Here is a 22856-nt window from a genome sequence, read left to right as displayed (position 1 = left end):
TACCCATGGCAACGCTTGAAATCCGCGACCTGCACGTCTCCGTCGAGGCCGAGAACGGCCCGCGCGAGATCCTCAAGGGCGTCGACCTGACCGTGAAGCAGGGCGAGACCCACGCGATCATGGGTCCGAACGGCTCCGGCAAGTCCACCCTGGCCTACTCGCTCGCCGGCCACCCCAAGTACACCGTCACCGGCGGCTCGGTGCTGCTGGACGGCGAGGACGTCCTGGAGATGTCCGTCGACGAGCGCGCCAAGGCCGGCGTCTTCCTGGCCATGCAGTACCCGGTCGAGGTCCCGGGCGTCTCGGTGAGCAACTTCCTGCGCACCGCCGCCACCGCCGTCCGCGGCGAGGCCCCCAAGCTGCGTCTGTGGGTGAAGGAGGTCAAGGAGGCGATGGCCGCCCTGCAGATGGACCCGGCCTTCGCCGAGCGCAACGTCAACGAGGGCTTCTCCGGCGGCGAGAAGAAGCGCCACGAGATCCTCCAGCTGGAGCTCCTCAAGCCGAAGATCGCGATCCTCGACGAGACCGACTCCGGCCTGGACGTCGACGCGCTGCGGGTCGTCTCCGAGGGCATCAACCGGGTCCGCTCGACCGGCGAGGTCGGCACCCTGCTGGTGACCCACTACACCCGCATCCTGCGGTACATCAAGCCCGACTACGTCCACGTCTTCGCGGGCGGCCGCATCGTCGAGTCCGGCGGTGCCGAGCTGGCCGACAAGCTGGAGAACGAGGGCTACGAGGCATATGTGAAGGGGGGCGCGTCCGCGTGACGCATCCGTTCACGGGTCTGCTCGACACCGACGCGATCCGCAAGGACTTCCCCATCCTGCAGCGCGTGCTGCACGAGGAGAAGCCGCTCGTCTACCTGGACAACGCGGCCACCTCGCAGAAGCCGCGCCAGGTGCTGGAAGCCCTGACCGCCTACTACGAGCGGCACAACGCCAACGTCCACCGCGGCGTGCACGTGCTCGCCGAAGAGGCCACGGCGCTCTACGAGGGCGCGCGGGACAAGGTCGCGGCCTTCGTCAACGCGCCCAGCCGCAACGAGGTGATCTTCACCAAGAACGCCTCCGAGTCGCTCAACCTCGTTGCCAACATGCTCGGTTGGGCCGACGAGCCGTACCGGGTGGATGCCGACTCCGAGATCGTCATCACGGAGATGGAGCACCACTCCAACATCGTTCCGTGGCAGCTGCTGTCGCAGCGCACCGGCGCGAAGCTGAAGTGGTTCGGGCTCACCGACGAGGGCCGGCTCGACCTCTCCGACATCGACGAGCTGATCACCGAGAAGACCAAGGTGGTCTCCTTCACCCTGGTCTCCAACCTGCTCGGCACCGTCAACCCGGTCGAGACGATCGTCCGCAAGGCCCAGTCGGTCGGCGCGCTGGTCGTCATCGACGCCTCGCAGGCCGCCCCGCACATGGTGCTGGACGTCCAGGCGCTGGAAGCCGACTTCGTCGCCTTCACCGGTCACAAGATGCTCGCCCCGACCGGCATCGGCGTGCTCTGGGGCCGCCAGGAGCTGCTGGAGGACCTCCCGCCGTTCCTCGGCGGCGGCGAGATGATCGAGACCGTCACCATGGGCTCGTCCACCTACGCCCCGGCGCCGCACAAGTTCGAGGCCGGCACCCCGCCGATCGCCCAGGCGGTCGGGCTCGGCGCGGCCATCGACTACCTGTCGGACATCGGCATGGAGAAGATCGCCGCGCACGAGCACGCGATCACCGCGTACGCGGTCGAGCGCCTGCTGGAGGTCCCGGACCTGCGGATCATCGGCCCGCGCACGGCCGTCGACCGCGGCGCCGCGATCTCCTTCACCCTCGGCGACATCCACCCGCACGACGTGGGCCAGGTGCTGGACGAGCAGGGCATCGCCGTGCGCGTCGGCCACCACTGCGCGCGGCCGGTCTGCCTGCGGTACGGAATTCCGGCGACCACGCGGGCGTCGTTCTACCTGTACTCGACGCCGGGCGAGGTCGACGCACTGATCGACGGCCTGCACCACGTCCGGAACTTCTTCGGCTGACGGGACAGGGCAGGACATGAAGCTCGACTCGATGTACCAGGACATCATCCTGGACCACTACCGCAACCCCCACGGCAAGGGGCTGCGGGACGGCGACGCCGAGGTGCACCACGTCAACCCGACCTGCGGTGACGAGATCACCCTGCGGGTGCGGCTCGACGGCTCGACGGTCGCCGACGTCTCGTACGAGTCCCAGGGCTGCTCGATCAGCCAGGCCAGCGCCTCGGTGCTGAACGACCTGGTCGTGGGCAAGACCGTCGGCGAGGCGCAGACCGTCCAGGAGGCCTTCCTGGAGCTGATGCAGAGCAAGGGCCAGGGCGAGGGAGACGAGGAGGTGCTGGAGGACGCGGTCGCGTTCGCCGGCGTCTCCAAGTACCCCGCCCGGGTCAAGTGCGCCCTGCTCAGCTGGATGGCCTGGAAGGACGCCACCGCCCAGGCGCTCGCCCAGCACCCCGCCGTGAACGACTGATCCGCAGAGGAGGACAGACCATGAGTGACGAAACCCCCTCCGCTGCGGAGGACCAGCCGAACGGCGTCGTCATCGTCGGCACCACCGCCGGCACCGTGTCCGTGGAGGACCTGACCGAGGCCCTGATGGACGTCGTCGACCCCGAACTGGGCATCGACGTCGTCAACCTGGGCCTGATCTACGGCATCCACATCGACGAGTCCGACGTGGCCACCATCGACATGACGCTCACCTCGGCGGCCTGCCCGCTGACCGACGTCATCGAGGACCAGGCCAAGACCGCCACCGACGGCCTGGTCCAGGACCTGCGCATCAACTGGGTCTGGATGCCGCCGTGGGGCCCCGACAAGATCACCGACGACGGCCGCGACCAGCTCCGCGCCCTGGGCTTCAACGTCTGACGGACGGCCTTTTCGTCAACCTGCTGCCGCGCAAACCTCGGGTTTGCGCGGCAGCGGTGTATCCGCGTCTCAGCAGGCGGTGGTCGCTCCAGGGCGAGAGCAGGGAAGGGGCGCCCCGGCCGTCGAAAGAGCGGTGCGGGCGCGCGCGGCACCCCTGGCCGTCACCGAAGCCCAGCCGAGCGCCAGCCGGAGACACTCGAACTCGGCGCCGCAGGCACCGCAGCCGTGTGCGCTGTCGAGATCAACACCGATGACTGGACGGCCTGGTCCGCGTAGGCCGGGGTGAGAATGCCGCTGCCCGGGACGGATCCCCGTCCCGGGCAGCGGCGTTCTTCGTACGTGGGGTCAGGCCGGCTTGGGTTTGCGGGCGACGGCGATGGCCAGGGTCGCACAGAGGGCGGCGGCGACGGCGGCGAACCCGCTGACGGCGGGGAGGAGGCCGTAGTGCTGGACCAGGGCGCCGACGATCACGATGGGGAGGGAGCTGCCGAGGTAGACGATGATCCACAGGGAGCTCAGTTCGGAGCCTCGGCGTTCCGGGTTCATCGCGGCGACGGCGGTGGTGAACAGGGAGCGGAAGGACACGCCCTGGCAGATGCCGCCGAGGACGCTGCCGATGAACAGCAGCGCCGGGGTCTCGGTGTACTGGGCGGCGACGACCAGGGCGAGGCCGGCGGCCAGGCCGGCCATGCCGAGGGCGATGACCAGGCGGTCGGAGGTGGGCGGGACGAGGAGCTGGGCCAGTGCGGACGAGCCGAGCAGCAGGGCTGCCACGATCGCGCCGGTCAGGTGCGAGGAGGTGTGCAGCAGCTTGGCCGAGAAGGCCGGGGCGAGCGCCAGGTAGACGCCGAACACCGCGTACGAGATGAAGCCGGCCGAGGCGGCGAGCAGGAACTCGCGGCGGCCGGTGCGGGGCAGGGCGAGCCGGCGCGGGCGCAGGTGGGCCGGGGTGGTGATGCGGGGCGGGGTGGCCGGCGGGCGGTTGCGGCCGGGCATCCGCGGGTGGACGAGGGCCAGTGGCACGCAGAGCGCCAGCAGGGCGATGGCGTGCAGCAGGAAGGGCGTCAGCAGCGGGTCCGCGCCGTTGGCGAGCAGGGCGCCGACCACCGGGCCGAGCGCGACGCCGCCGGCGGAACAGGCCAGGGTGAGTTTGGCGGCGAGCGTCGGGTGGTCGGGCAGCAGGTCGCCGAGGGCGGCCCCGGCGGCGCCGGTGGAGAGGCCGACGGCGATGCCCTGGACGGCCCGGCCGACGGCGAGCTGCCAGAAGCTACCCGAGGTGGCGAACACGACGTCGCCGGCGGCGGCCAGGGCGACGGCGGGCAGGATCAGGGCGCGGCGGCCGAGGTGGTCGGACCAGTGGCCGACCACGGCGAGCACGGGGACCAGCGCGAACACGTAGATCGTGAAGAGGATCGTGGTGTCGAGCGGGCCGAGGCCGAGGCGCTGCTGGAGGAGCGGGTAGATCGGCGTCGCCAGGTTGGCACCGATCAGCATCAGCAGCAGGGCGGCGGCGACGAGGCCGACGCGGACACCGCGCAGCGCGTTCCAGCGGCTGACCGCGGCGAGCTGGAGCTGGGCGCGGGGCGCGAGCTCCAGGGGAAGCAGGGCCTCCGAGAGTCGGCGTCCGTCGAGCTGCGCGGTGCGCAGGCCGGAGCCGGCGGGGGAGAGGTCCGCCATGTAAGGGATCTCCTGTGGCAGGGCACCACCGGGTCGGCGGGGTGTGCCGGCGCGCCCGTCCTGAGGCGCTGTGGTGGTGGCCGCGGTGCGGGGCTCCCTGGTGGAGCGGGTGAGCTGAGTGGGCCCCTCCTGCCCGGTGTCGGGCGGGGAGGGCGAAGGGCTTCATTGCCCGGTGGCCCGCGCGGGGTGTGCACGGTGCCAATGCGAAGGATAAAGGGTGGGCGCACGGTTGCGGCGCGCGCCCCTTGAGGCCGGGCATCGGGGGTGCCCGGCCTATACGCTGAGGTGGTGGATCGGGACGCTGAGCTGATAGGCGGACCGCTGGCTGAGGGAGAACGCGCAACGATGGCCGGACGACGTCGGAAGAACGCCGGGGCTTCGCCGGGGGAGAGTGCGGCCGAGCCGGTTCTGCCCGCCGACCTGGAGCTCCAGGACCTTTACGGGGCGTTCGCCGCGCACGGGCTGGACGACGAGGACCTGGACGACGCGGCGGTCCTGGTACCGCCGGTGAAGCTGCCCGCCGAGGAGGAGCTGGCCGCCCTGGCGAAGGCCGTGCCGATGTTCGGGTACGCGCTGGCGCTGGCCCGCTGGGCCGCCCCGCACCGGGTGGTGGACGAGTTCGGCGACCTGGTGGAGGAGGACCGGGCGCCGGCGGCGCAGCTGCTGGGCCTGGCCCCCGCCGAGGGGGAGGTGCCGGAGGAGGCGGAGGTCGAGGCGATGCGGGCCTGGTCGCTGGCCTGCGACCTGGACCTGGTGGAGATCGGGACGACGGCGGCCGGTGAGCACGTCGCCGTGCCGGGCCCGGATCTGGAGCCCGCCGAGGAGGGTGACCCGGAGACCGTCCTGGAGCTGTGGCTGACGGCCGCCGGGATCGTCCGGGAGCTGGCCGTGGAGGCCGACTCGCTGCCGGAGGAGGAGGCCGAGCGGGCCGCCGAGGGCGGGAAGGCCGGGGAGGCTGAGGAGGAGGGCGAGGACGCCCTGAGCGAGGTCGAGGAGGCCCGGGACGCCGCCGCCGAGCTGCTGGACGAGGCGTTGCAGGTGCTGTACGAGACCACCGCCTTCGCCGATCCGGGCAACGAGACCGTGCCGCTGGGTGTGCTGGCCGCGCTGCTGGTGGTGCCGGAGGGCGAGGAGCCGAGCGAGGAGCTGCTGGGCGACATCACCGATGTGATGGTCGCACTGGACCCGATGCTGGGCGACCTGGCCGAGCTGGGCCTGCTGGAGTACCGGCCGATCGACCCGGAGCTGTTCGACGAGGAGGAGGGCCCGGAGGGCGAGGAGCCCGCCCTCGTCGGCGAGGCGCCGCTGGACGAGGAGGAGTCGGCGCGCTTCGGGCTCGTCCGGCTCACCCCGCTCGGCCAGTACGGCATCCGGCAGTGGCTGCTGGAGGACGGCTATGACGCGCCGCTGGTCGGCGAGCTGGCCCAGGGCGACGCGGTCGAACTGCTGCGCGCGGTGTGCGAGGCCGCCAACGTGCTGCCGGAGGAGGAGCTGCGGGTCTGGATCACCGGCCGGGAGCCGGTGGCGGCGGCGCGCGAGCTGCTGGCGGCGGCGCGCGGCGACGACGCGTACGCCCCGATGCGGCGGATGCTCGGCGTCTCGGCGCTGAACATGCTGGGCACGGCCGCCGAGCCGGCCGTGCGCGACGTGCTGGACGACCCCGAGCTGGGCGGCGCCGCCCGGGCCTGGCTGACCTCGAAGGGAGCGACGGACGTGCCGGTGCCGGAGCGGACGATGGCGCTGTGGACGGTGGTCGACACCTTCGCCGCCCAGCTGCTGGACAGCGGCGGCGACGCCGAGCTGCTGCGCGAGCTGATCGCGGACCTGCCGGTGACCGGCAACCCGGCGTCCTACTTCGGCGAGCTCTGGCGGGTCGACCACCCGTACACGGCGGACGTCCTGGAGGCCGTCGGGGAGTTGCACCTGGACCGGGCGGTGGCCAAGGAGGCGCGCAAGGCGGCCTTCAAGGCGCGGTCCAAGGGCTGACGGGACGACGGGGGGCTTCGACGCTCCGGCGTCGAGGGGTTGACGGGCCGTCGGGTCAGGGGAGATCCAGGGAGCCGTCCTCGGCGAAGGGGAAGAACGGGTTGTGGGCCAGCTCCCAGAGGTGGCCGTCCGGGTCCTCGAAGTAGCCGGAGTAGCCGCCCCAGCTGGTCGGGACCGGCGGCTTGACCACCACGGCGCCGGCCTCGACGGCCGTCTTCAACGCGGCGTCCACCAGCGCGGGGGACTCCAGGTTCACCGCGAGGGTGACGCCGCGGAAGGCGGGCTCGCCGGTGGCGGGCACGCCCGCGTCGGCGGCCAGCTCCTCGGTGGGGAAGAGGCCGAGCGCCGAGTCGGCGGTGCGGAACCAGACGATCTCCGGGCTGGAGGCGGAGGACCGCCGCCAGCCCAGGTCTTCGTAGAAGCGGGCGCTGCGGTCGAGGTCGGAGACCCCGAGGGTGACGATGCTGATCCGGGCCGGGAAGCTGCTGTCTGCTGTCATGCCGCCAGGGTAGGGAGGGCGGCTGACAACCGCGCGTCCTGACACGGCCCGTGCCGGTCGGCGGCCGGGCGTCCCGACACGGCCCGTGCCCGTTGGCGGCCGGGCGTCCCGACGCGGCCTGCGCCGGTGCCCGGCACCCGAGCTGATGACCCGGCAGGTCCCGGGCACTAAGGTGGCGTCGGCGGTGCGGGCGCGAGGACTCGGGGGTGCGGCACAGGATGATGCGGGAGAGCGGCGGCAGGCCCCCGGAGTGGAACGTCGGGCGGGCAGACCATTCGGGCGTCCGGGACGCGAGGAGCAAGGAGGAGCGTCTCGCCGCGGTGGAGGACTTCTCCCGCCGCACGGTGGCCGCGGCCGACTTCCCGGTGTACGGCGTCGTCGCGGGGCTGTCGTGCGGGGGCGGCGCGACGGGCGGTTGGGGCGAGGCGCTGGCCGCCTTCGAGACCTCCGGCGGCGAACTCGCGTGGGTCGAGGTGCAGTCCGGCGACTGGAGCTCGGTGGCCGGCCCGTACGTCAGCGTGCGCACCTACCGGCCGGGCGCGGAGCACGGCGAGGACCTGCCTGAGCTGGAGGACGTGGTCGAGGACGAGCGGGACCGGGTCTACGACCACCTGGGGGTCGACGAGGGCGACGGGCCGGGCCGGGTGCGGGCGCTGCGCGAGTGGATCACCGTGGACGGCGAGCCGTACCCGGTGGAGGTGCACGAGGACCGGCCGGTGCTCTGGCCGGGCGCGTCGGCCGCCGACGGGGTCGCACCGGTCTGGGCCGGGCGGCTGCGGATCGGCGGGCTGACCGTGACGGTGTGCGGGCGTGGGGTGCCGCCCGGCGGCGTGGAGCTCGGCGGGATCGCGGACTTCGAGCCGTACCTGCGCGGCCGGGCCGAGCTGCTGGGCGAGTTGGCCGCCCGGCGGGCCCGGCAGGTCCCGGTGGAGGAACGTGAACTGCCGCCCGCCGTCGGGCTGGAGGCGCACCGGGAGCTGATCGCGCTGAGCGTCGCCGCGTCCGCCGCCGTCGAGGCGCAGGTCCGGGCCGGGCGGACGCCGCGGCGCCCGCGCGGGGACGCCTACGAGGTGCGCTGGGAGGTGGCGGTGCGCCAGCAGATGCGGCTCGCCACCGAGACCCGGGAGGAGGCGGTGACGGCGCTGACCGCGATGGTCAACCACCTCAACCGGCTTGCCCGGCACACGCATTGGCTGATCGGCACGCCGGAGGGCGGGGCGGCCGTCGAGGAGGTCGTCCGGTACACGGTGTTCGCCAGCGAGGTGGCGAGCCTGCCGGCGCAGCGGGCCTGGGAGCAGCTCTGGCGGGAGCGGCGGGGCGGCGGGCCGGAGGTCTGGGAGGAGCACCGGCTCGCCGAGCAGCTGTGGCTGTCGGCCTGGGAGCAGTGGCGGACGGCGCGGTCGGGGTGACCCTCGGCAGGGCGGCGTAAGGCAAAGCGGAGGTCATGTGTCGGTCATCGGTTGGCAAATGGCCGCCTGGGCGTGAGGTGGGCGTCATGCCGGGTTCATCCCCGCGGCGGAGTCTGCTGGGCGTCGACGCCCCGTCTCGACGCCCCGCCCGCCGGGCACCGGGCCCGCCCCCGGTCCGGCGGCCGATTCCTCAGGAGTTGCTGCCATGTCGCTGTCCCGCCGGGACTTCGTCAACCGTTCCACCCTCGTCGGGGCCGGCGTGCTGATCGCCGGCAGCGCGGAGGCGCTGGCCAGCGCGCCGGGCGCGATCGCCGCCCCGGCCGGCGGCGAGCTGCCGGCCGCGTCCGCGGCGGGTGACACCGGTGCCGTGCGCGCCGCCGTCGGCTACGGCCCGCTGGTGCAGGACCCGGCCGGGCTGCTGTCGCTGCCCAAGGGCTTCTCGTACAAGGTCGTCAACCGCGCCGGTGTCACCCGGCTGCGCACCGGCGAGTTCACCCCGAGCAACCACGACGGCACCTCCGCCTTCGAGGACGAGCGCGGCGGCAACCTGCTGGTCGTCAACCACGAGCTGTCCGGTTCCCGCGCCAAATGGCCGTACCCGGTGCCGCTGACCGAGGGCCACGTCTACGACCCGGGCGCGGCCGGCGGCTGCACCATCGTGCACGCCAAGCGGAACGGCTCGGTCGAGCAGTGGGTCGGCATCGCCGGCACCTCCACCAACTGCGCGGGCGGCGTGACCCCGTGGGGCACCTGGCTGTCCGGCGAGGAGACCGAGGACAAGGCCGGGAAGAACGGCTTCACCAAGGACCACGGGTACATCTTCGAGGTCGACCCGTTCGACGACGACTACAACCGCGACCCGCAGCCGGTGAAGGCCTTCGGCCGGTACGCGCACGAGGCCGTCGTGGTGGACCCGAAGCGCGGCCACGTCTACCTGACCGAGGACGCCTCGAACCCCAACGGCCTGCTGTTCCGCTGGACTCCGCCGGCCGGCTTCAAGCACGGCCGCTACAAGCTGCGCGCGCTGGCCGCCGACGCGGGCGTGCTGGAGGCCTTCAAGGTCTTCGACTCCCAGGGCAAGTTCGTCGACGACCTCTCCCGCGCCACCAAGGTCGGCACCACCTACGGCGCGGACTGGGTCAAGGTTCAGGACCGCGACGCCAGGACCGTCTCGGTCCGCAAGCAGTTCAAGGACGGCGAGGTCACCCGCGCCCGCAAGCTGGAGGGCATGTGGTGGGGTGACGGCGGCTTCTACTTCGTCTCCAGCTTCGCCCGCTCGGAGAGCCCGGTGCAGCACGACGGCCAGGTCTGGTTCTACAACCCGACCCGCCGCACCATCACCCTGAAGGTGCTGCTCGGCGTCAACACCGACGTCTGGGGCGACCACGACAACTTCGACGGCCCGGACAACATCACCGTCTCGCCGTACGGCGGCATCGTGATCGCCGAGGACGGCGAGGGCGTGTCGCACCTGTTCGGCGCCACCGAGGACGGGCTGACCTACTCCGTCGCCCGCAACGAGCTGAACATCGGCACCGCCGAGAACCCGGAGTTCAGCGAGTTCACCGGGGTGACCTTCTCGGACGACGGCAAGACCCTCTTCGCCAACATCCAGACCCCGGGCATCCAACTGGCCATCACCGGCCCGTGGCACCGGCTGAACGAGCACAAGCGCGGCCAGGGCTACGGCGAGTGACGTAGCGCGCGTCGAGGGGGCTGCCCGCGGTCATTCGTCCGCGGGCAGCCTCAGTTGCAGCATCGCCAGCAGGCGCTGCTGCGGCTGGGAGAGGTCGATGCCGGTCAACTGCTCGGCGCGGCGCACCCGGTAGCGCAGGGTGTTGGGGTGGATGTGCAGGGCGTCCGCGGCGACCCGGACCTCGCCGAGCGCGTCCAGCCAGGCCAGCACCGACTCGGCGAGCCGGGTGCCGTGCCGGCGGTCGTACGCGGCGAGCGCGGTGAGCCGGGGGTCGCGCAGGCCGGAGCGCTCCTGGAGCAGTGCGAGCATCTCGCTGACCAGCACCTCGGCCTGGACGTCGATCAGCGCTGCCACGTCGAGGTCCACCCCGCCGCGGCCCATCGCGTCCAGGATGCGGTCCGCCTGCGCGCGGGAGTCCGGCACCTGGGCCAGGCCGTCCACGGTCGAGCCGATCGCGGCGCGCAGCGGGACGCCGAGGTGCTCCCGGGCGGCCGCCACCACCTCGTCCGCCCAGCCGCGCACGGTGGCCATCGGCAGGCCGGGCGGGAGTTCGGGCAGCAGCACGTACACCCGGGACTCGATCGGGGCGAGCAGCGCGGTGCGGTGCCGGGCGGCGGTGTGCACCGAGATCAGGCCGGTGACGTCGGAGCGGTGCAGCGCCTCGGTGGTGTGCGCGCTGTAGGCGAGCACGGTGGCCGGGCGCCGCAGGTCCAGCCCCAGGTGGGTGGCGAGCGACTGCGGGCCGGTGGAGCCCTCCAGCAGGCCGGTGAGCAGCGTCCGGGTGAGCCGCGTGTCGGCGGACAACTCGCGTCGTCGGCGCACCAGTTGGGCGGCGGCCACCCGGGCGGCGCCGACCAGGGACTGATCGGCGAGCGGCGCCAGCGGCTGCGCACCCTCCTGCACCCAGATGGTGCCGAGCGGCTGCGCCCCGGCTCGGATGCCGATCGCCAGGCGGCGGCGCAGGCCGAGTTCGGGGTGCGGTTCGACCGCGATCGGGGCGTCCGAGGTGCGCAGGTGCTGGAAGATGCCCCACTCGCGGAGCTTGGACAGGTACGGCTCGGGGCCCTGCCAGCCGAGGATGGAGAGCCGGCGTAGGTCGTCGACCTCGTCCGAGTCGGAGGAGCGGGAGTACGCCAGCACCCGGCTGGAGGTGTCCTCGATCGACACGATGCCGTTGGTGAGCACGGCGACGGTCTGGGCGAGGGAGAAGAGGTCGCCCGCGTTGGGTTCGGGGGCGCCGGGGGTGTCCGGGGCGTCCGGGCCGGCGATGATCGCGCGGGCCAGCGAGTCGAGGTGCTCCCAGCGGGTCTCGCGGCGGACCGAGAGCAGGGCGACGCCCGCCTCGGTGGCGGCCTCGCGCAGTGCGTCCGCCTGGCCGGGGCCGTCCAGTTTGACCGCGACCGCCGCGGCGCCGGCCCGTCCGGCGGCGCGCAGGGCGGGGAGGGCGGCGCGGCCGCGGGCGCCGATCGCGAGGACGAGTTCGCCGGGGGCGGCGGTCGGCGGGTCCTCCGGGTCGAGGATCGCGACGTCGCGGACCGGGACGTCCAGGCCCTGCGGGGCGGCCTGGAGTTCGACCAGGGGTTCGCCGAGGGACATCAGCAGCTGGCGGAGCGGGAGGCCGGAGGTGGGCGGCGGGCCGGAGGTGGCGGGGAGGCCGGGGGTCGTCATCGGGCCTCCTTCATCCGCTCGGACAATGCCGTGTGGTTGATTTTAGCCGGGCGGACAGAGTCGTGGCCCGGCTTTCGTAAATAGTTGACTCTGACTATTCAGAAGTGGATAGTCAGTACTGACCAAGAGATGAGGACGTCTCGTGGCGAAGCGACGCAAGGTGTCGAACCCGCTGGCCCTGGCGGTCCTGGCCGAACTCGTGGCCGGGCCGATGCACCCGTACGAGATGGGGCGCCGGCTCAAGGAGCACGGCAAGGACCGCAACATCAAGTACAACCGCAGCTCGCTGTACATGGTCGTGGAGCAGCTGCGGAAGGCCGGGTTCGTCGCCGAACAGGAGACCGTCCGCGACACCCAGCGACCGGAGCGCACCGTCTACGCCGTCACCCCCGAGGGCCGGGCGGAGCTCACCGACTGGATGCGCGAACTCGTCGCCGAACCGCAGCACGAGTACCCCGCGTTCGGGGTCGCGCTGTCGCTGCTCATGGTGGTCCCGCCGGCCGAGGCCGTGGAACTGCTGGAACAGCGGCGGGCCGCGCTGGCCGCCGAGGTGGCGGGCATCCGGGCGGCCCTGCGGAAGGCCTCGGACGACGGCGTGGACTGGATCTTCCTGATCGAGGAGGAACACCGGGTCGGCGCGCTGGAGGCCGAGGGCCGCTTCGTCGAGCACCTCGTCGGTCGACTCAAGGAGCCGGAGTTCATCCGGACCTGGCACGAGACCTTCGGGAGTCTGGAATGAGTACGAGCAACGGGGAGAAGAGGGCCCTCGTCATCGGCGGCGGGATCGCCGGGCCGGTGACGGCACTGGCCCTGCGCAGGGCCGGCGTCGAAGCCGTCGTCTTCGAGGCCTACGAGTCCTCCGCCGAGGGCATCGGCGGCACCTTCATGATCGCCCCCAACGGGCTCGACGCCCTGGCGACCGTCGGGCTCGGGGCGGAGGTCGGCGCCATCGGGCAGCCCATCGGCCCGATGCTGATCGAGGACGGCCGGGGCGGCGTGCTGGCCGAGTTCGCCGGCCTCCCGGACCTGCCGCCCGGCCGGGTCATGCGCCGCGCCGAACTGTACGAGGTGCTCCAGCGGCGGCTGCGCGAGAGCGGCATCGAAGTCCGCCACGGCAAACGGCTGGTCGGCGCCGAGGAGGGCGCCGACGGCATCACCGCCCGCTTCGCCGACGGCGACACCGCCACCGGCGACCTGCTGATCGGCACCGACGGCACCCGCTCCACCGTCCGCACCCTGATCGACCCGGACGCCCCCGGCGCGCGGTACACCGGCCTGCTCGGCGTCGGCGGCTACAGCCCGTACCGGCTGCCGGGCCGGGCCGGACGCGGCGAGACCATGCACTTCGCCAACGGCGCCCGCGCCTTCTTCGGCTACTGGGGACTGCCGGACGGCGCCGGGACGGCCTGGTTCAGCAACATCCCGCAGCCCGAACAGCTGACCGCCGAGCAGGCCCGCGCCGTCAGCCCGGAGCAGTGGCTGCGCCGGGTCCGGGACCTGCACGCCGACGACCTGCCCGCCCGGGACGTGCTGCGCGAAGCCGCCGCCGACACCGTCGAGGTCTTCCCGCGGCTGGAGATCATGCCGTCCGTCCCGCACTGGTACCGCGGCCGGATGGTGCTGGTCGGCGACAGCGCGCACGCCCCCTCCAACAGCTCCGGCCAGGGCGTCTCGCTGGCCGTCGAGAGCGCCGTCGAACTCGCCCGCTGCCTGCGGGACCTGCCCGACCACACCGCCGCCTTCGCCGCCTACGAGGCGCTGCGCCGGCCCCGGGTCGAGAAGATCGCGGCCGACGCGGCGCGCACCAACAACCAGAAGTCCTCCGGGCCGGTCGGCCGGGCGCTGTTCCGGCTGCTCGCGCCGATCGCGATGCGGACCTTCCTGAGCCCGGAGAAGATGCTCCGCCCGGTGCACGGCCACCGGATCGACTGGGACCGGCCGGTGCTCCCGGTGGCCTCCGGCGCGACGGGCCGTCAACGGCGCGCCGTGACCGCGCCGTGACTGCGCCGTGACCCCTTCGTCGGGCCGGACAACGCCGTACGGGGGAATTTAGCCTTCCGGCCAATCAAGTGGCCCCAGGGGCAGGAATAGCGTTCGTGCTGTGGCCGACGTGCGACCCGCGTCGGCATCCCCCCGCATCAACGAAGGAGAGCGTGCGCTCTATGGACGCTGTGACCCAGGTCCCCGCGCCGGTGAACGAGCCGGTCCACAGCTACGCCCCGGGCAGCCCGGAACGGGCCCGTCTGGAGGCCAAGCTGAAGGAGCTGGGCGGCCAGGAGCCGGTCCAGCTGACCATGACGATCAACGGTGAGCGCCGCATGGGCGGCGGCACCGAGATCCACGTCGTCCAGCCGCACAACCACGCGGCGAGGCTCGGCACCCTGCGCAACGCCACCCAGGCCGACGCGCAGGAGGCCATCGACACTGCCCTGGCCGCGGCCCCGGCCTGGCAGGCGCTCTCCTTCGACTCCCGCGCCGCGATCTTCCTCAAGGCCGCCGACCTGCTGGCCGGCCCCTGGCGCGAGACCCTGGCCGCCGCCACCATGCTCGGCCAGTCCAAGACCGCCCAGCAGGCCGAGATCGACACGCCCTGCGAGCTGGTCGACTTCCTGCGCTTCAACGTGCACTTCGCCCGCCAGATCATGGCCGAGCAGCCGATCTCCTCGGACGGCGTGTGGAACCGCAGCGACCACCGCCCGCTCGAGGGCTTCGTCTACGCGATCACCCCGTTCAACTTCACCGCGATCGCCGGCAACCTGCCGACCGCGCCCGCGCTGATGGGCAACGTGGTGCTCTGGAAGCCGTCCCCGACCCAGCAGTACTCCGCGCACCTGCTGATGCAGCTGCTGGAGGAGGCCGGCCTGCCCAAGGGCGTCATCAACATGGTGACCGGCGACGGCCTGGACGTCTCCGCCGTGGCGCTCAAGCACCCGGCGCTGGCCGGCATCCACTTCACCGGCTCCACCGCCACCTTCCAGCACCTGTGGCGCTCCGTCGGCGAGAACATCGCCGGCTACCGCACCTACCCGCGGATCGTCGGCGAGACCGGCGGCAAGGACTTCCTGGTCGCCCACCCGTCCGCCGACCCGGCCGTGCTGAAGACCGCGATGACCCGCGGCGCCTTCGAGTTCCAGGGCCAGAAGTGTTCGGCGCTCTCCCGCGCCTACGTCCCGGCCTCGATCTGGGCCGGCCTCAAGGACGAGTTCGCGGCCGAGGTCGAGGGCCTCACCATGGGCGACGTCACCGACCTGGCGAACTTCATGTCCGCCGTCATCGACGACCGCGCCTTCGCCAAGAACAAGGCCGCCATCGACCGCGCCCAGGCCGACCCCGCGGTCGAGGTCCTGGCCGGCGGTACGTACGACGACTCGGTCGGCTACTTCGTCCGCCCGACCGTCCTGGTCTGTGAGGACCCGGCGTCCGAGTACTTCCGCGAGGAGTACTTCGGCCCGATCCTCGCCGTGCACGTCTACCAGGACGACAAGTACGACGAGATGCTGGCCCAGATGGAGTCGGCCTCCGCCTACGGCCTGACCGGCGCGATCATCGCCCAGGACCGCGCGGCCGCCCAGGACGCCATGCACAAGCTGCGCTTCGCGGCCGGCAACTTCTACATCAACGACAAGCCGACCGGCGCCGTCGTCGGCCAGCAGCCCTTCGGCGGCGGCCGGGCCTCCGGCACCAACGACAAGGCCGGTGCCAAGCAGAACCTGGCGCGGTGGACCTCGACCCGCTCGGTCAAGGAGACCTTCGTCCCGCCGACGGACTACCGCTACCCGCACATGGGCTGAGTGCCCCTCCCGACCGCTCCGGTCGCCCGACCACTCGGTCACCCGCGACGCCCGGCCCCGCAGCCGGGCGCCGCCCGCCGGGGCGGCGGTGCCACGTACCCGCCGCCCGCCGCCCCGGCCCCCCTTCTGCCACCCTTAGAAGCACCAGCTCCAGGAGTCACGATGCTCCGTTCCGCCCTTCTCGCGGCCTCCCGGTCGCCGCAGGTCCGCACCGTGGTCGAGAAGTTCCCGCCGACCCACGCGATAGTCGAGCGCTTCGTCGCCGGTGACGTCCTCGACGACGCCGTCACCGCCACCGACGACCTGATCGCCACCGGCCGCAAGGTCACCCTGGACCACCTCGGCGAGGACACCAAGGACGCCGCCCAGGCCGCCGGCACCGCCGAGGCCTACGAGCACCTGCTCACGGCGCTCAAGGAGACCGGCCTCGCGGCCAGCGCCGAGGTGTCGGTCAAGCTGTCGGCCGTCGGCCAGTTCCTCCCGGTGGACGGCGAGAAGATCGCGCTGGAGAACGCCCGCCGCATCTGCGAGGCCGCCGCCGACGCCGGCACCACGGTGACCCTCGACATGGAGGACCACACCACCACCGACTCCACCCTCGCCATCGCGCGCGAGCTGCGGGCCGACTTCCCCTGGCTGGGCGTCGTGCTCCAGGCCTACCTGCGCCGCACCGAGGCCGACTGCCGCGAGTTCTCCGGCCCCGGCTCGCGCGTGCGCCTGTGCAAGGGCGCCTACAAGGAGCCCGAGTCGGTCGCCTTCCAGGGCAAGCACGAGGTCGACCTCGCGTACGTCCGCGCGCTCAAGGTCCTGATGGCCGGCGAGGGCTACCCGATGATCGCCTCGCACGACCCCAACATGATCAAGATCGCCGGCCAGCTCGCCCAGTGGAACGGCCGCAAGCGCGACTCCTTCGAGTACCAGATGCTGTTCGGCATCCGCCCCGAGGAGCAGCTGCGCCTCGCCGGCGAGGGCAACACCATGCGCGTGTACCTGCCCTACGGCCAGGAGTGGTACGGCTACTTCATGCGCCGCCTCGCCGAGCGCCCGGCCAACCTCACCTTCTTCCTGCGCGCCATGGCCACCCGCGGCTGACCCGCGCGCACCCGCACGACGACGGCCCGCACCCCCGGTGGAAGGGGGGTGCGGGTCGTTTGTCGCGTTCCCGGGACTTCTAGAGGAAGTCCTTGGTGTCCAACTCGAACTCGAACGGGGCGGGGAGGGCGAGTGATTCGCCGAAGGCTGCCAGGTGCACCTCGGTGTACTCGTCGCGGTGGGGATTGCTGAAGAGGTTGACCTGGGCCCGCTCGCGGTCGATCAGGAGGTACAGCGGGATCGCGGCGCGGGCGTAGCAATGGCGTTTGGCGATGCGGTCCTGGTCGGGCTTGCTGGAGGTCACCTCCGCGACCATCGCGACGCCGTCGGGCTCCATCCAGGGTGGTGCGTCGCGGAAGAGGCGGAGTTCCCTTGGAGCGAAGGTCGTGTCCGGAATGACGTGGTTCTTCGGGCAGAGACCACCGCTCACCAGGCGGAGGCCCTTATGGCCCGATGCCTGCATGTGGACCTGGGACTTTGCTTTCACCTGGTCGATCAGCAGGTCGATGTAGTCCTCGTGGTTGCCGTCCGGCGGTGGTGCCACGATGATCTCTCCCTCGATGAGCTCGGCTCGGAAGCCTTCGGGGGAGTGCAGGCTCAGGAAGCTCTCCAGCAGGATGTCAGCCTGCGATGGGGAGTCCGTGATCGGTTGCTCAGGCGCCACAGCACTCATGATGCCCCTCCTTCAGATGTGCGGCACGCTGTTCGGTGCTCGACGGAGTTGTGCCGTGCACGGTTTGTTTTCACTCGATGGTGTGAGTTTGAGGCCCGGCATAGGATCTCGATGCTGATGAACTGGGGCTTTGACAGGAGGAGTTGGGGATGCTGAAGGAGTTCGCGGGGCTGTCGACGCCGTTGGTGGCGGACGCGTGTGTGCGGCTGGGGGTGGGGCTCAGGGCGGCGCCGGTGGGGGTGGCGGCGGTGGCGGCCGGGGGGCGGGTCGCGGGGCGGGTGCTGCCGGTGCGGCACTACGGGAGCGTGGACGTGTTCCTGGAGGCGTACGGGGCCGCCCGGGACGGTGACGTGCTGGTGATCGACAACGGCGGGCGGACCGACGAGGCCTGCATCGGGGACCTCGCGGTGCTGGAGGCACGGGCCGCCGGGATCGCCGGGATCGTGGTGTGGGGGCTGCACCGGGACACCCCCGAACTGGTGGAGATCGGGCTGCCGGTGTTCAGCTACGGCGCGCTGCCGCTGGGGCCGGTGCGGCTGGACGGGCGGGAGCCGGAGGCGCTGGTGACGGCGCGGGTCGGGCCGCACCTGGTGAGCGCCGGGGACGTGGTGTTCGGCGACGCGGACGGGGTGCTGTTCGTCCCGGCCGACCGGGCCGGGGAGGTGCTGGAGACGGCCGCCGCGATCGCCGGGACCGAGCGCGCGCAGGCCGGGCGGATCGCCTCCGGTGACACGCTGCGCCGGCAGACCGCCTTCGACGAGTACCTGGAGCGCCGCGCGGCCGACCCGTCGTACAGCTTCCGGCAGCACCTGCGGCGGGTCGGCGGGGCGATCGAGGAGTAGCGAACTCCCTTACAGCGGACGGTGCATGACGTGCAGGCCGACGTAGCCGTCGACGGGGTGGTGGAAGGCTTCGGGGACGGTGCCGACGATGTCGAAGCCGAGGGACCGGTAGAGCTTCACGGCGCGGTGGTTGTTGGCGACCACGGCGTTGAACTGCATGGCGCGGTAGCCGTTGGCGCGGGCCCAGTCGAGGGTGTACTCGACCAGGGCCCGCCCGATGCCGCGGCCGTGGTGCGCCGGGTCGACCAGGTAGCTGGCGCTGGCCACGTGCGCGCCGTTGCCGGGGCGGTTGCGGGTCATGTTGGCGGTGCCGACGACCGTACCGGCCGCGTCCACCGCGACCACCGTGCGATGGGGTGCGGCGAGCATCCACCACTCCCGGCCGAGGTCGGAGGAGAGGTCGAGGGGGTAGGGGAACGTCTCACCGGCGGCGATGACGGTGTGGAAGAAGGGCCAGACGGCAGGCCAGTCCTCGGGGGTGGCTTCGCGGATGAGCATCCGGTCAGCATGATCCGCGACGGGAGGGCCTGCCACTGGTTTTCGATCGGTTCTCGATGCGCGGGCGGTTCCGGTGCGGCCGGTCAGGTCAGGACGGCGTCCTCGACCAGGGCGGCCGCGTGGGCCTGGCCCTTGGCGTTGGGGTGCACCAGGGCGTACTGCAGCGGGATGATGCTGGTCAGCACGCCGTCCAGCCAGTGGTCCTGGTCGCACACGCTGTGGCCGGTGGTGGAGGGGTAGAGGTCGACGAAGGTGTCGCCGCGGGCGGCGGTCCGCTGGGCGATGACCGCGTTGAGCGGCTCCAGGATGGCCGTCCGTGCCCAGGCGAGGTCGCCGGTGGTGAAGGTGGCGAACTGCTCCAGGTTGCCGTAGGTGCAGCGGGTGGCGTCCTCGGGGACGAGGTGAGGGTAGCCGACGGTCAGCAGCCGCGCGGACGGGGCCTTGGCGTGCAGGGCGCCGAGCATCTGGTCGAAGTCGCCGCGCAGTTGGTCGAAGCGGCCGGGCAGGCTCGCGTCGAACTTGTCCTTGCAGGGCGTGCCCTGGCCGAGGACCGCGGCGCCGAGTTCGATGCAGCTCTTGAGGATCTCGGCGAAGCCGAGGGTGTTGCCGCCGATCTCGACGGTGATCACGTCGGCGCCCGGGGAGACGGCGTCGATCTGCGGCGGGACCGGTGGGAAGGGGGCACCGGGGTTGGTCCCGAACGGTGGGAGCGGGCGTCCGGGCGGGGCCTCCTTGGTCTGGTAGACGTCCTTGACGTCGGCGCCGGCACAGCTGACGTTGCGCAGTTCGACCAGCGGGCCGAGGCCGCGGCGGATCAGCTCGGGGTAGGAGCCGGTGGTGCGGGCGCAGCCGTCGCGGGGTTCGGTCTCGTCACCGGCGGCCTCGACGAAGCCGGCCGTGTAGGAGTCGCCGAGCGCGGCCCAGGCGAGCGTCCGGACGCGTCCGGACGGCTCGGCGGCGGCCTGGGCGGCGGACGGGGTGATCAGGCCGGCGGTGAGCGCGACGGCGGTGCCGGCGACGGCGAGGCGGGACAGGAAGCGTGGCACGGTCTCTCCCTCAACGAGTGCGCGGGAGAGCGCGATTCACCCCCCTAGAGGTAAATCGAGTCGGTGGGTGGACGACTTGATCCCTCAGGAGGGTGAATTCGCGTGTGCGGCCATGACGTTGGGCCGATCGGCCCCGGGCGTCAGGGTGGGGCGGGGGCGAGACGGTTTCAGAGCAGGGCGGCGGACGGGTCGACCATCGCCCGGGCGGTCTTGGCGTCGACGTACTCGCCGAGCGCGGTCATCACCCACTCGCCGGACGACTGTCGGACCAGCTTGCACATCACCACGCCCGTGTGCGGCTCGGAGTGGGTGAGGTCGAAGCGGACCAGCTCCTCTTCCGTCCGGGCGTCCAGCAGGCGGCAGTAGGCGTTCTTGACCTCGGTGAACCGCTGGCCGGAGAACGAGTTGACGACGAAGACCAGGCCGGTGACCTCGGCCGGGAGGCCGTCCAGGTGGACGGTGATCGACTCGTCGTCACCGGCTCCGCCGCCGGTGAGGTTGTCGCCGGAGTGGGCGATCGCGCCCTTGAAGACGGTCAGCTTCATGAACCAGGCCGTTTCCAGCTTCTTGCGCCGGGCGTCGAAGGCGAGGCAGGAGGCGTCCAGGTCGACGCTGCGGCCGCGGCCGGCGGGCTCCCAGCCGAGCGCCATCCGGACCGAGGAGAGGAACGGGCGGCCGTTCTTCACCAGGGAGACCGAACTGCCCTTGACCAGGCTGACCCGGCCCTTGTCCAGGGTGACCTTGGTGGGGGCGGACGGGGCCGGCGGGGCGACCGGGGGCGCCGGGGGCACGGGCGGGGTGGCGGCGAGGGCGATCCGCGGGTCGACGGGGGGAGCCGGGGGAGCAGGCGGAGCCGGGTGGGCGGCCGGAGGGGTGGGCGGGGCCGCGGGGGGAGTGGCAGGGGCGGGGGCCTGGGCGGCCGGGGACGCGGCCGGGGAGTCGTCGACGGAGACGCCGAAGTCGGTGGCGATGCCCGCCAGGCCGTTGGCGTAGCCCTGGCCGACCGCGCGCACCTTCCAGACGCCGCCGCGCTGGTAGACCTCGACCACGATGAGCGCGGTCTCCCGGCCGAGCTGCGGCGGGGTGAAGGTGACCAGGGCCTGCCCGGTGTCGGCGTCGCGGACGGTGGCGGTCGGCTCCATCCCGGCGAAGGTGGAGGACTGGTCGGCGGGGCTGGCGGTCACCACGATCTTGGTGATGCCGGCCGGGACGGCCAGGGTGTCGACGGTGATCGCGTCCGGCGCTCCGGCGGCGGCCGGGCGGTGGCTGACGCCGGGGCCGTGCGGGGCGTTGAAGAAGACGAAGTCGTCGTCCGAGCGCACCTTTCCGGCGTCGGTCAGCAGCAGGCCGGAGACGTCCAGCGCCTTGGGCGCGGTGACCTCGACAGTCACCCGCGCGGCGGTCAGCGGGGCGTTGCCGCCTTGGGTCAGGACGGTGGACACGGTCTCCTCCTCGGGTGCGGAACGGCGGCCGGCCGGGGCCGCTGGGACCGCCGGGCCGGGTGCTGCCCACAGTAACGAACGGGCGCGTCGGGATGAGCCCGTCCGGGGCGGTGACCTGTCGGATCGTCGGACGGTATGGCCGGGCTGCGGGGTTGGGCGGCGGACCCCGGCGAGGGCGGGGAGGTGGCAAGGTGGCGGGGCGGCGCGGCCGGAGGTCAGCGGGGCGCGAAGGCCGTCGGCGTGCCGGGGCGCGGCGGGAGCCCGGGTGCCTCGGGCGCGGCCGGCTGCGGTGCGACCGGCTGTGGTGCGACCGGCTGTGGTGTGACTGGGCCGAAGGAGCCGAGCGCGGCGACCGCCCGGGGCCGGTCGATGCCGAAGGCGGCGGCGCTCCAGCTCTCCGCCGCAGCGGCCTTGCGGACCGGGCCGGACGAAGCGGGCCGACCGGACGGGAGGGATGCGCCGGACGGGAGGGAGGGGCCGGACGGGCCGGTGGGCCCCGAGGGTTCGGCGGCGGGGCGGGTGCCGCGCACGCCGAAGGCGTAGTGGCCGGGCGGGACGTCGATGCCGGCCGGGGTGGTGAAGCGGTAGACCAGGGTGCCGCGCTCCTGCTGGGCGGTGACGACCGCGCCGGGCAGGTCGGTCCAGGCAGCGCCGCTGCCGGGGGCCAACTCGCCCGGTGCGAGCCGGAATTCGGCCTGAAATGCGGTGAGCGCCTCGGTGGCGGTGAGGTCGAGCTGGTGCCGGAGGCCGTCCCGGCCGAGCGGTGTGACCATGGCGACGCCGGTCAGGGCCTGGTCGGTGTCCGGGTCGGTGTCCGGGTCGGGGGTGCCGGCGGTCGGGCCGCCGGTGCCCGGGGTGGCCGCGCCGGGCGGCGGCGGTGCGGGCTGGGCCGGGGCGGCCGGGCGGGGTCCGGGAGCGTGCGGCGTGGTCGGCGAGGGGGCGGGCGAAGAGGGGGCGGCCGGCTGCTCGGCGGCGGGCGCGACGGGCTGGGCCGACGGCGAGGGCGCGGCGGCGTCGGCCGGCGTGGCGGGCTCGCCGGTGCCGGCCGGCCGGGTGCCGGGGCCGTGGTCGGCCATGGGTTCGGCCGCGGCCTGCCCACCGGTGGGCTCCGGGAGTGCCGGCCGGGTGCCGGGCGCGCTGGGCGAGGCGGCTCCGGCGGTCGGGCCCTCCGCCGTCCCCGGGTGGTGTGCCGAGGGGCTCGGTGCGGGCGGTCGGCCGGTGGCCGGGAGGTCGGCGGGGTTCGGCGTGGTGGGGTTCGGTGCGGTCGGGGCCCGGTCGGCGGCGACCTCGGCCTGGTCGCCCGCGGCGGGGGTGGGCGGCGGGGTGGAGCCGACGCGCGCGACCCCGGCCCGTCGGCCCACGCCCTGCTGCTCGTTGAGCAGGAGGGTGGTGGCGATGCTGATGCCGACGACGGTGGACATCGCCATCGCGGCACCGGAGAAGCGCAGGGTGGGCAGCCGGAACCGGCCGCCGAACGGGCGTGGCCGCCCGTGCCGGCCGTGCCGTTCGGGTTCGTGCCGAACGTCCCGCGCAGTGTCCTCGCGCGCAGCCACCGGACCCCTCCCTCCCCGAAGTCGCCGTCACGGTCGCGGTATTCTCCCATGCGCCGCCACCGGGCCGGCATCGGCCGCCCGGGGTCGG

At 73.0% G+C, this 22856-nt stretch carries 20 protein-coding genes; 12 read left to right on the top strand and 8 right to left on the bottom strand.

Translation table 11 applies throughout. The annotated features are described in order from the left end of the window. Window positions 1-5: 5 nt before the first annotated feature. The 4 genes from sufC to ACIQVZ_RS05935 are packed head-to-tail and all read left to right on the top strand — an operon-like array spanning window position 6 to window position 2896. Entirely contained in the window at window positions 6-770 is a 765-nt protein-coding gene (gene sufC / locus ACIQVZ_RS05950) for a Fe-S cluster assembly ATPase SufC (RefSeq protein WP_402447509.1), read from the top strand. Further along, window positions 767-2026 (top strand): cysteine desulfurase, encoded by a 1260-nt coding sequence (locus tag ACIQVZ_RS05945; protein ID WP_350880453.1) that lies wholly within the window; start codon window positions 767-769, stop codon window positions 2024-2026. The genes sufC and ACIQVZ_RS05945 overlap by 4 nt, the downstream gene beginning before the upstream one ends. Before the next feature lie 16 nt (window positions 2027-2042). Next, on the top strand, window positions 2043-2495 hold the full coding sequence (sufU, locus tag ACIQVZ_RS05940) for a Fe-S cluster assembly sulfur transfer protein SufU (protein ID WP_063349529.1): 453 nt from the start codon (window positions 2043-2045) through the stop codon (window positions 2493-2495). Between the two features lie 20 nt (window positions 2496-2515). Further along, the gene (locus ACIQVZ_RS05935; protein WP_350880450.1) at window positions 2516-2896 is read left to right on the top strand and encodes a metal-sulfur cluster assembly factor; all 381 of its coding nucleotides are present in this window, start codon (window positions 2516-2518) and stop codon (window positions 2894-2896) included. 345 nt (window positions 2897-3241) lie between these two features. Here the strand turns inward: ACIQVZ_RS05935 and ACIQVZ_RS05930 are convergent, their stop codons facing one another. Further along, on the bottom strand, window positions 3242-4573 hold the full coding sequence (locus ACIQVZ_RS05930) for an MFS transporter (RefSeq protein ID WP_402447506.1): 1332 nt from the start codon (window positions 4571-4573) through the stop codon (window positions 3242-3244). Between the two features lie 345 nt (window positions 4574-4918). On the opposite strand from ACIQVZ_RS05930, the gene ACIQVZ_RS05925 reads away from it, so the two are divergent. Further along, window positions 4919-6559, top strand: a complete 1641-nt coding sequence (locus ACIQVZ_RS05925) for a hypothetical protein (protein WP_402447504.1) — start codon at window positions 4919-4921, stop codon at window positions 6557-6559. A 55-nt stretch (window positions 6560-6614) separates the two neighbouring features. Here ACIQVZ_RS05925 and ACIQVZ_RS05920 read toward each other — a convergent pair whose 3' ends face one another. Next, window positions 6615-7058, bottom strand: coding sequence for a VOC family protein (locus tag ACIQVZ_RS05920; protein WP_063349531.1), 444 nt, complete (start codon window positions 7056-7058; stop codon window positions 6615-6617). 206 nt (window positions 7059-7264) lie between these two features. Here ACIQVZ_RS05920 and ACIQVZ_RS05915 point away from each other — a divergent pair, with 206 nt between their 5' ends. Continuing rightward, window positions 7265-8467: a hypothetical protein gene (locus tag ACIQVZ_RS05915; protein ID WP_402447502.1), complete on the top strand. Its 1203-nt coding sequence runs from the start codon at window positions 7265-7267 to the stop codon at window positions 8465-8467. A 205-nt stretch (window positions 8468-8672) separates the two neighbouring features. After that, window positions 8673-10163, top strand: coding sequence for an alkaline phosphatase PhoX (locus ACIQVZ_RS05910; RefSeq protein WP_402447500.1), 1491 nt, complete (start codon window positions 8673-8675; stop codon window positions 10161-10163). A gap of 30 nt (window positions 10164-10193) precedes the next feature. On the opposite strand, the gene ACIQVZ_RS05905 is transcribed toward ACIQVZ_RS05910, so the two are convergent. Then, window positions 10194-11831 (bottom strand): PucR family transcriptional regulator, encoded by a 1638-nt coding sequence (locus ACIQVZ_RS05905; protein ID WP_402447498.1) that lies wholly within the window; start codon window positions 11829-11831, stop codon window positions 10194-10196. Between the two features lie 142 nt (window positions 11832-11973). Between ACIQVZ_RS05905 and ACIQVZ_RS05900 the strand changes: the two genes are divergently transcribed. From ACIQVZ_RS05900 to ACIQVZ_RS05885, 4 genes are all read left to right on the top strand, one after another. Further along, on the top strand, window positions 11974-12570 hold the full coding sequence (locus ACIQVZ_RS05900) for a PadR family transcriptional regulator (protein ID WP_350880430.1): 597 nt from the start codon (window positions 11974-11976) through the stop codon (window positions 12568-12570). Continuing rightward, window positions 12567-13832 carry an FAD-dependent oxidoreductase gene (locus ACIQVZ_RS05895; protein WP_402447496.1) on the top strand — a complete coding sequence of 422 codons (1266 nt, stop codon included), beginning with the start codon at window positions 12567-12569 and terminating at the stop codon, window positions 13830-13832. The genes ACIQVZ_RS05900 and ACIQVZ_RS05895 overlap by 4 nt, the downstream gene beginning before the upstream one ends. Before the next feature lie 161 nt (window positions 13833-13993). Then, the gene (gene pruA / locus ACIQVZ_RS05890) at window positions 13994-15622 is read left to right on the top strand and encodes an L-glutamate gamma-semialdehyde dehydrogenase (protein WP_350880426.1); all 1629 of its coding nucleotides are present in this window, start codon (window positions 13994-13996) and stop codon (window positions 15620-15622) included. 162 nt (window positions 15623-15784) lie between these two features. Continuing rightward, complete coding sequence (locus ACIQVZ_RS05885; protein WP_350880424.1) at window positions 15785-16714, top strand: proline dehydrogenase family protein; 930 nt, start codon at window positions 15785-15787, stop codon at window positions 16712-16714. 79 nt (window positions 16715-16793) lie between these two features. Here the strand turns inward: ACIQVZ_RS05885 and ACIQVZ_RS05880 are convergent, their stop codons facing one another. Then, entirely contained in the window at window positions 16794-17387 is a 594-nt protein-coding gene (locus ACIQVZ_RS05880; RefSeq protein ID WP_350880422.1) for a Uma2 family endonuclease, read from the bottom strand. Between the two features lie 149 nt (window positions 17388-17536). Between ACIQVZ_RS05880 and ACIQVZ_RS05875 the strand changes: the two genes are divergently transcribed. Beyond that, on the top strand, window positions 17537-18229 hold the full coding sequence (locus ACIQVZ_RS05875) for an RraA family protein (protein ID WP_350880420.1): 693 nt from the start codon (window positions 17537-17539) through the stop codon (window positions 18227-18229). Window positions 18230-18238: 9 nt separating this feature from the next. Here the strand turns inward: ACIQVZ_RS05875 and ACIQVZ_RS05870 are convergent, their stop codons facing one another. The 4 genes from ACIQVZ_RS05870 to ACIQVZ_RS05855 all read right to left on the bottom strand — a co-directional run bounded on the left by ACIQVZ_RS05870 (window position 18239) and on the right by ACIQVZ_RS05855 (window position 22768). Continuing rightward, window positions 18239-18727, bottom strand: a complete 489-nt coding sequence (locus ACIQVZ_RS05870) for a GNAT family N-acetyltransferase (protein WP_402447493.1) — start codon at window positions 18725-18727, stop codon at window positions 18239-18241. A gap of 83 nt (window positions 18728-18810) precedes the next feature. Further along, a complete protein-coding gene (locus ACIQVZ_RS05865) occupies window positions 18811-19773 on the bottom strand; it encodes an SGNH/GDSL hydrolase family protein (protein ID WP_350880416.1) in 963 nt (320 codons plus the stop codon). 167 nt (window positions 19774-19940) lie between these two features. Further along, window positions 19941-21203 carry a TerD family protein gene (locus ACIQVZ_RS05860; protein WP_402447712.1) on the bottom strand — a complete coding sequence of 421 codons (1263 nt, stop codon included), beginning with the start codon at window positions 21201-21203 and terminating at the stop codon, window positions 19941-19943. A 227-nt stretch (window positions 21204-21430) separates the two neighbouring features. Beyond that, window positions 21431-22768 carry a hypothetical protein gene (locus tag ACIQVZ_RS05855; RefSeq protein ID WP_402447491.1) on the bottom strand — a complete coding sequence of 446 codons (1338 nt, stop codon included), beginning with the start codon at window positions 22766-22768 and terminating at the stop codon, window positions 21431-21433. Window positions 22769-22856: the final 88 nt, after the last annotated feature.

The organism is Kitasatospora sp. NPDC098663, from assembly GCF_044760075.1.
Taxonomy (GTDB): Bacteria; Actinomycetota; Actinomycetes; order Streptomycetales; family Streptomycetaceae; genus Kitasatospora.
Note: the sequence above shows the minus strand (reverse complement) of the source record. Positions and strands in the feature narration are given on the sequence as shown.

Coding starts and splice junctions, on each gene's coding strand:
- ACIQVZ_RS05875 (WP_350880420.1), top strand. CDS start 17,537: ATGCTGAAGGAGTTCGCGGGGCTGTCGACGCCGTTGGTGGCGGACGCG.
- ACIQVZ_RS05935 (WP_350880450.1), top strand. CDS start 2,516: ATGAGTGACGAAACCCCCTCCGCTGCGGAGGACCAGCCGAACGGCGTC.
- ACIQVZ_RS05905 (WP_402447498.1), bottom strand. CDS start 11,831: ATGACGACCCCCGGCCTCCCCGCCACCTCCGGCCCGCCGCCCACCTCC.
- ACIQVZ_RS05880 (WP_350880422.1), bottom strand. CDS start 17,387: ATGAGTGCTGTGGCGCCTGAGCAACCGATCACGGACTCCCCATCGCAG.
- ACIQVZ_RS05920 (WP_063349531.1), bottom strand. CDS start 7,058: ATGACAGCAGACAGCAGCTTCCCGGCCCGGATCAGCATCGTCACCCTC.
- ACIQVZ_RS05870 (WP_402447493.1), bottom strand. CDS start 18,727: ATGCTCATCCGCGAAGCCACCCCCGAGGACTGGCCTGCCGTCTGGCCC.
- ACIQVZ_RS05895 (WP_402447496.1), top strand. CDS start 12,567: ATGAGTACGAGCAACGGGGAGAAGAGGGCCCTCGTCATCGGCGGCGGG.
- ACIQVZ_RS05930 (WP_402447506.1), bottom strand. CDS start 4,573: ATGGCGGACCTCTCCCCCGCCGGCTCCGGCCTGCGCACCGCGCAGCTC.
- sufU (WP_063349529.1), top strand. CDS start 2,043: ATGAAGCTCGACTCGATGTACCAGGACATCATCCTGGACCACTACCGC.
- ACIQVZ_RS05885 (WP_350880424.1), top strand. CDS start 15,785: ATGCTCCGTTCCGCCCTTCTCGCGGCCTCCCGGTCGCCGCAGGTCCGC.
- sufC (WP_402447509.1), top strand. CDS start 6: ATGGCAACGCTTGAAATCCGCGACCTGCACGTCTCCGTCGAGGCCGAG.
- pruA (WP_350880426.1), top strand. CDS start 13,994: ATGGACGCTGTGACCCAGGTCCCCGCGCCGGTGAACGAGCCGGTCCAC.
- ACIQVZ_RS05925 (WP_402447504.1), top strand. CDS start 4,919: ATGGCCGGACGACGTCGGAAGAACGCCGGGGCTTCGCCGGGGGAGAGT.
- ACIQVZ_RS05910 (WP_402447500.1), top strand. CDS start 8,673: ATGTCGCTGTCCCGCCGGGACTTCGTCAACCGTTCCACCCTCGTCGGG.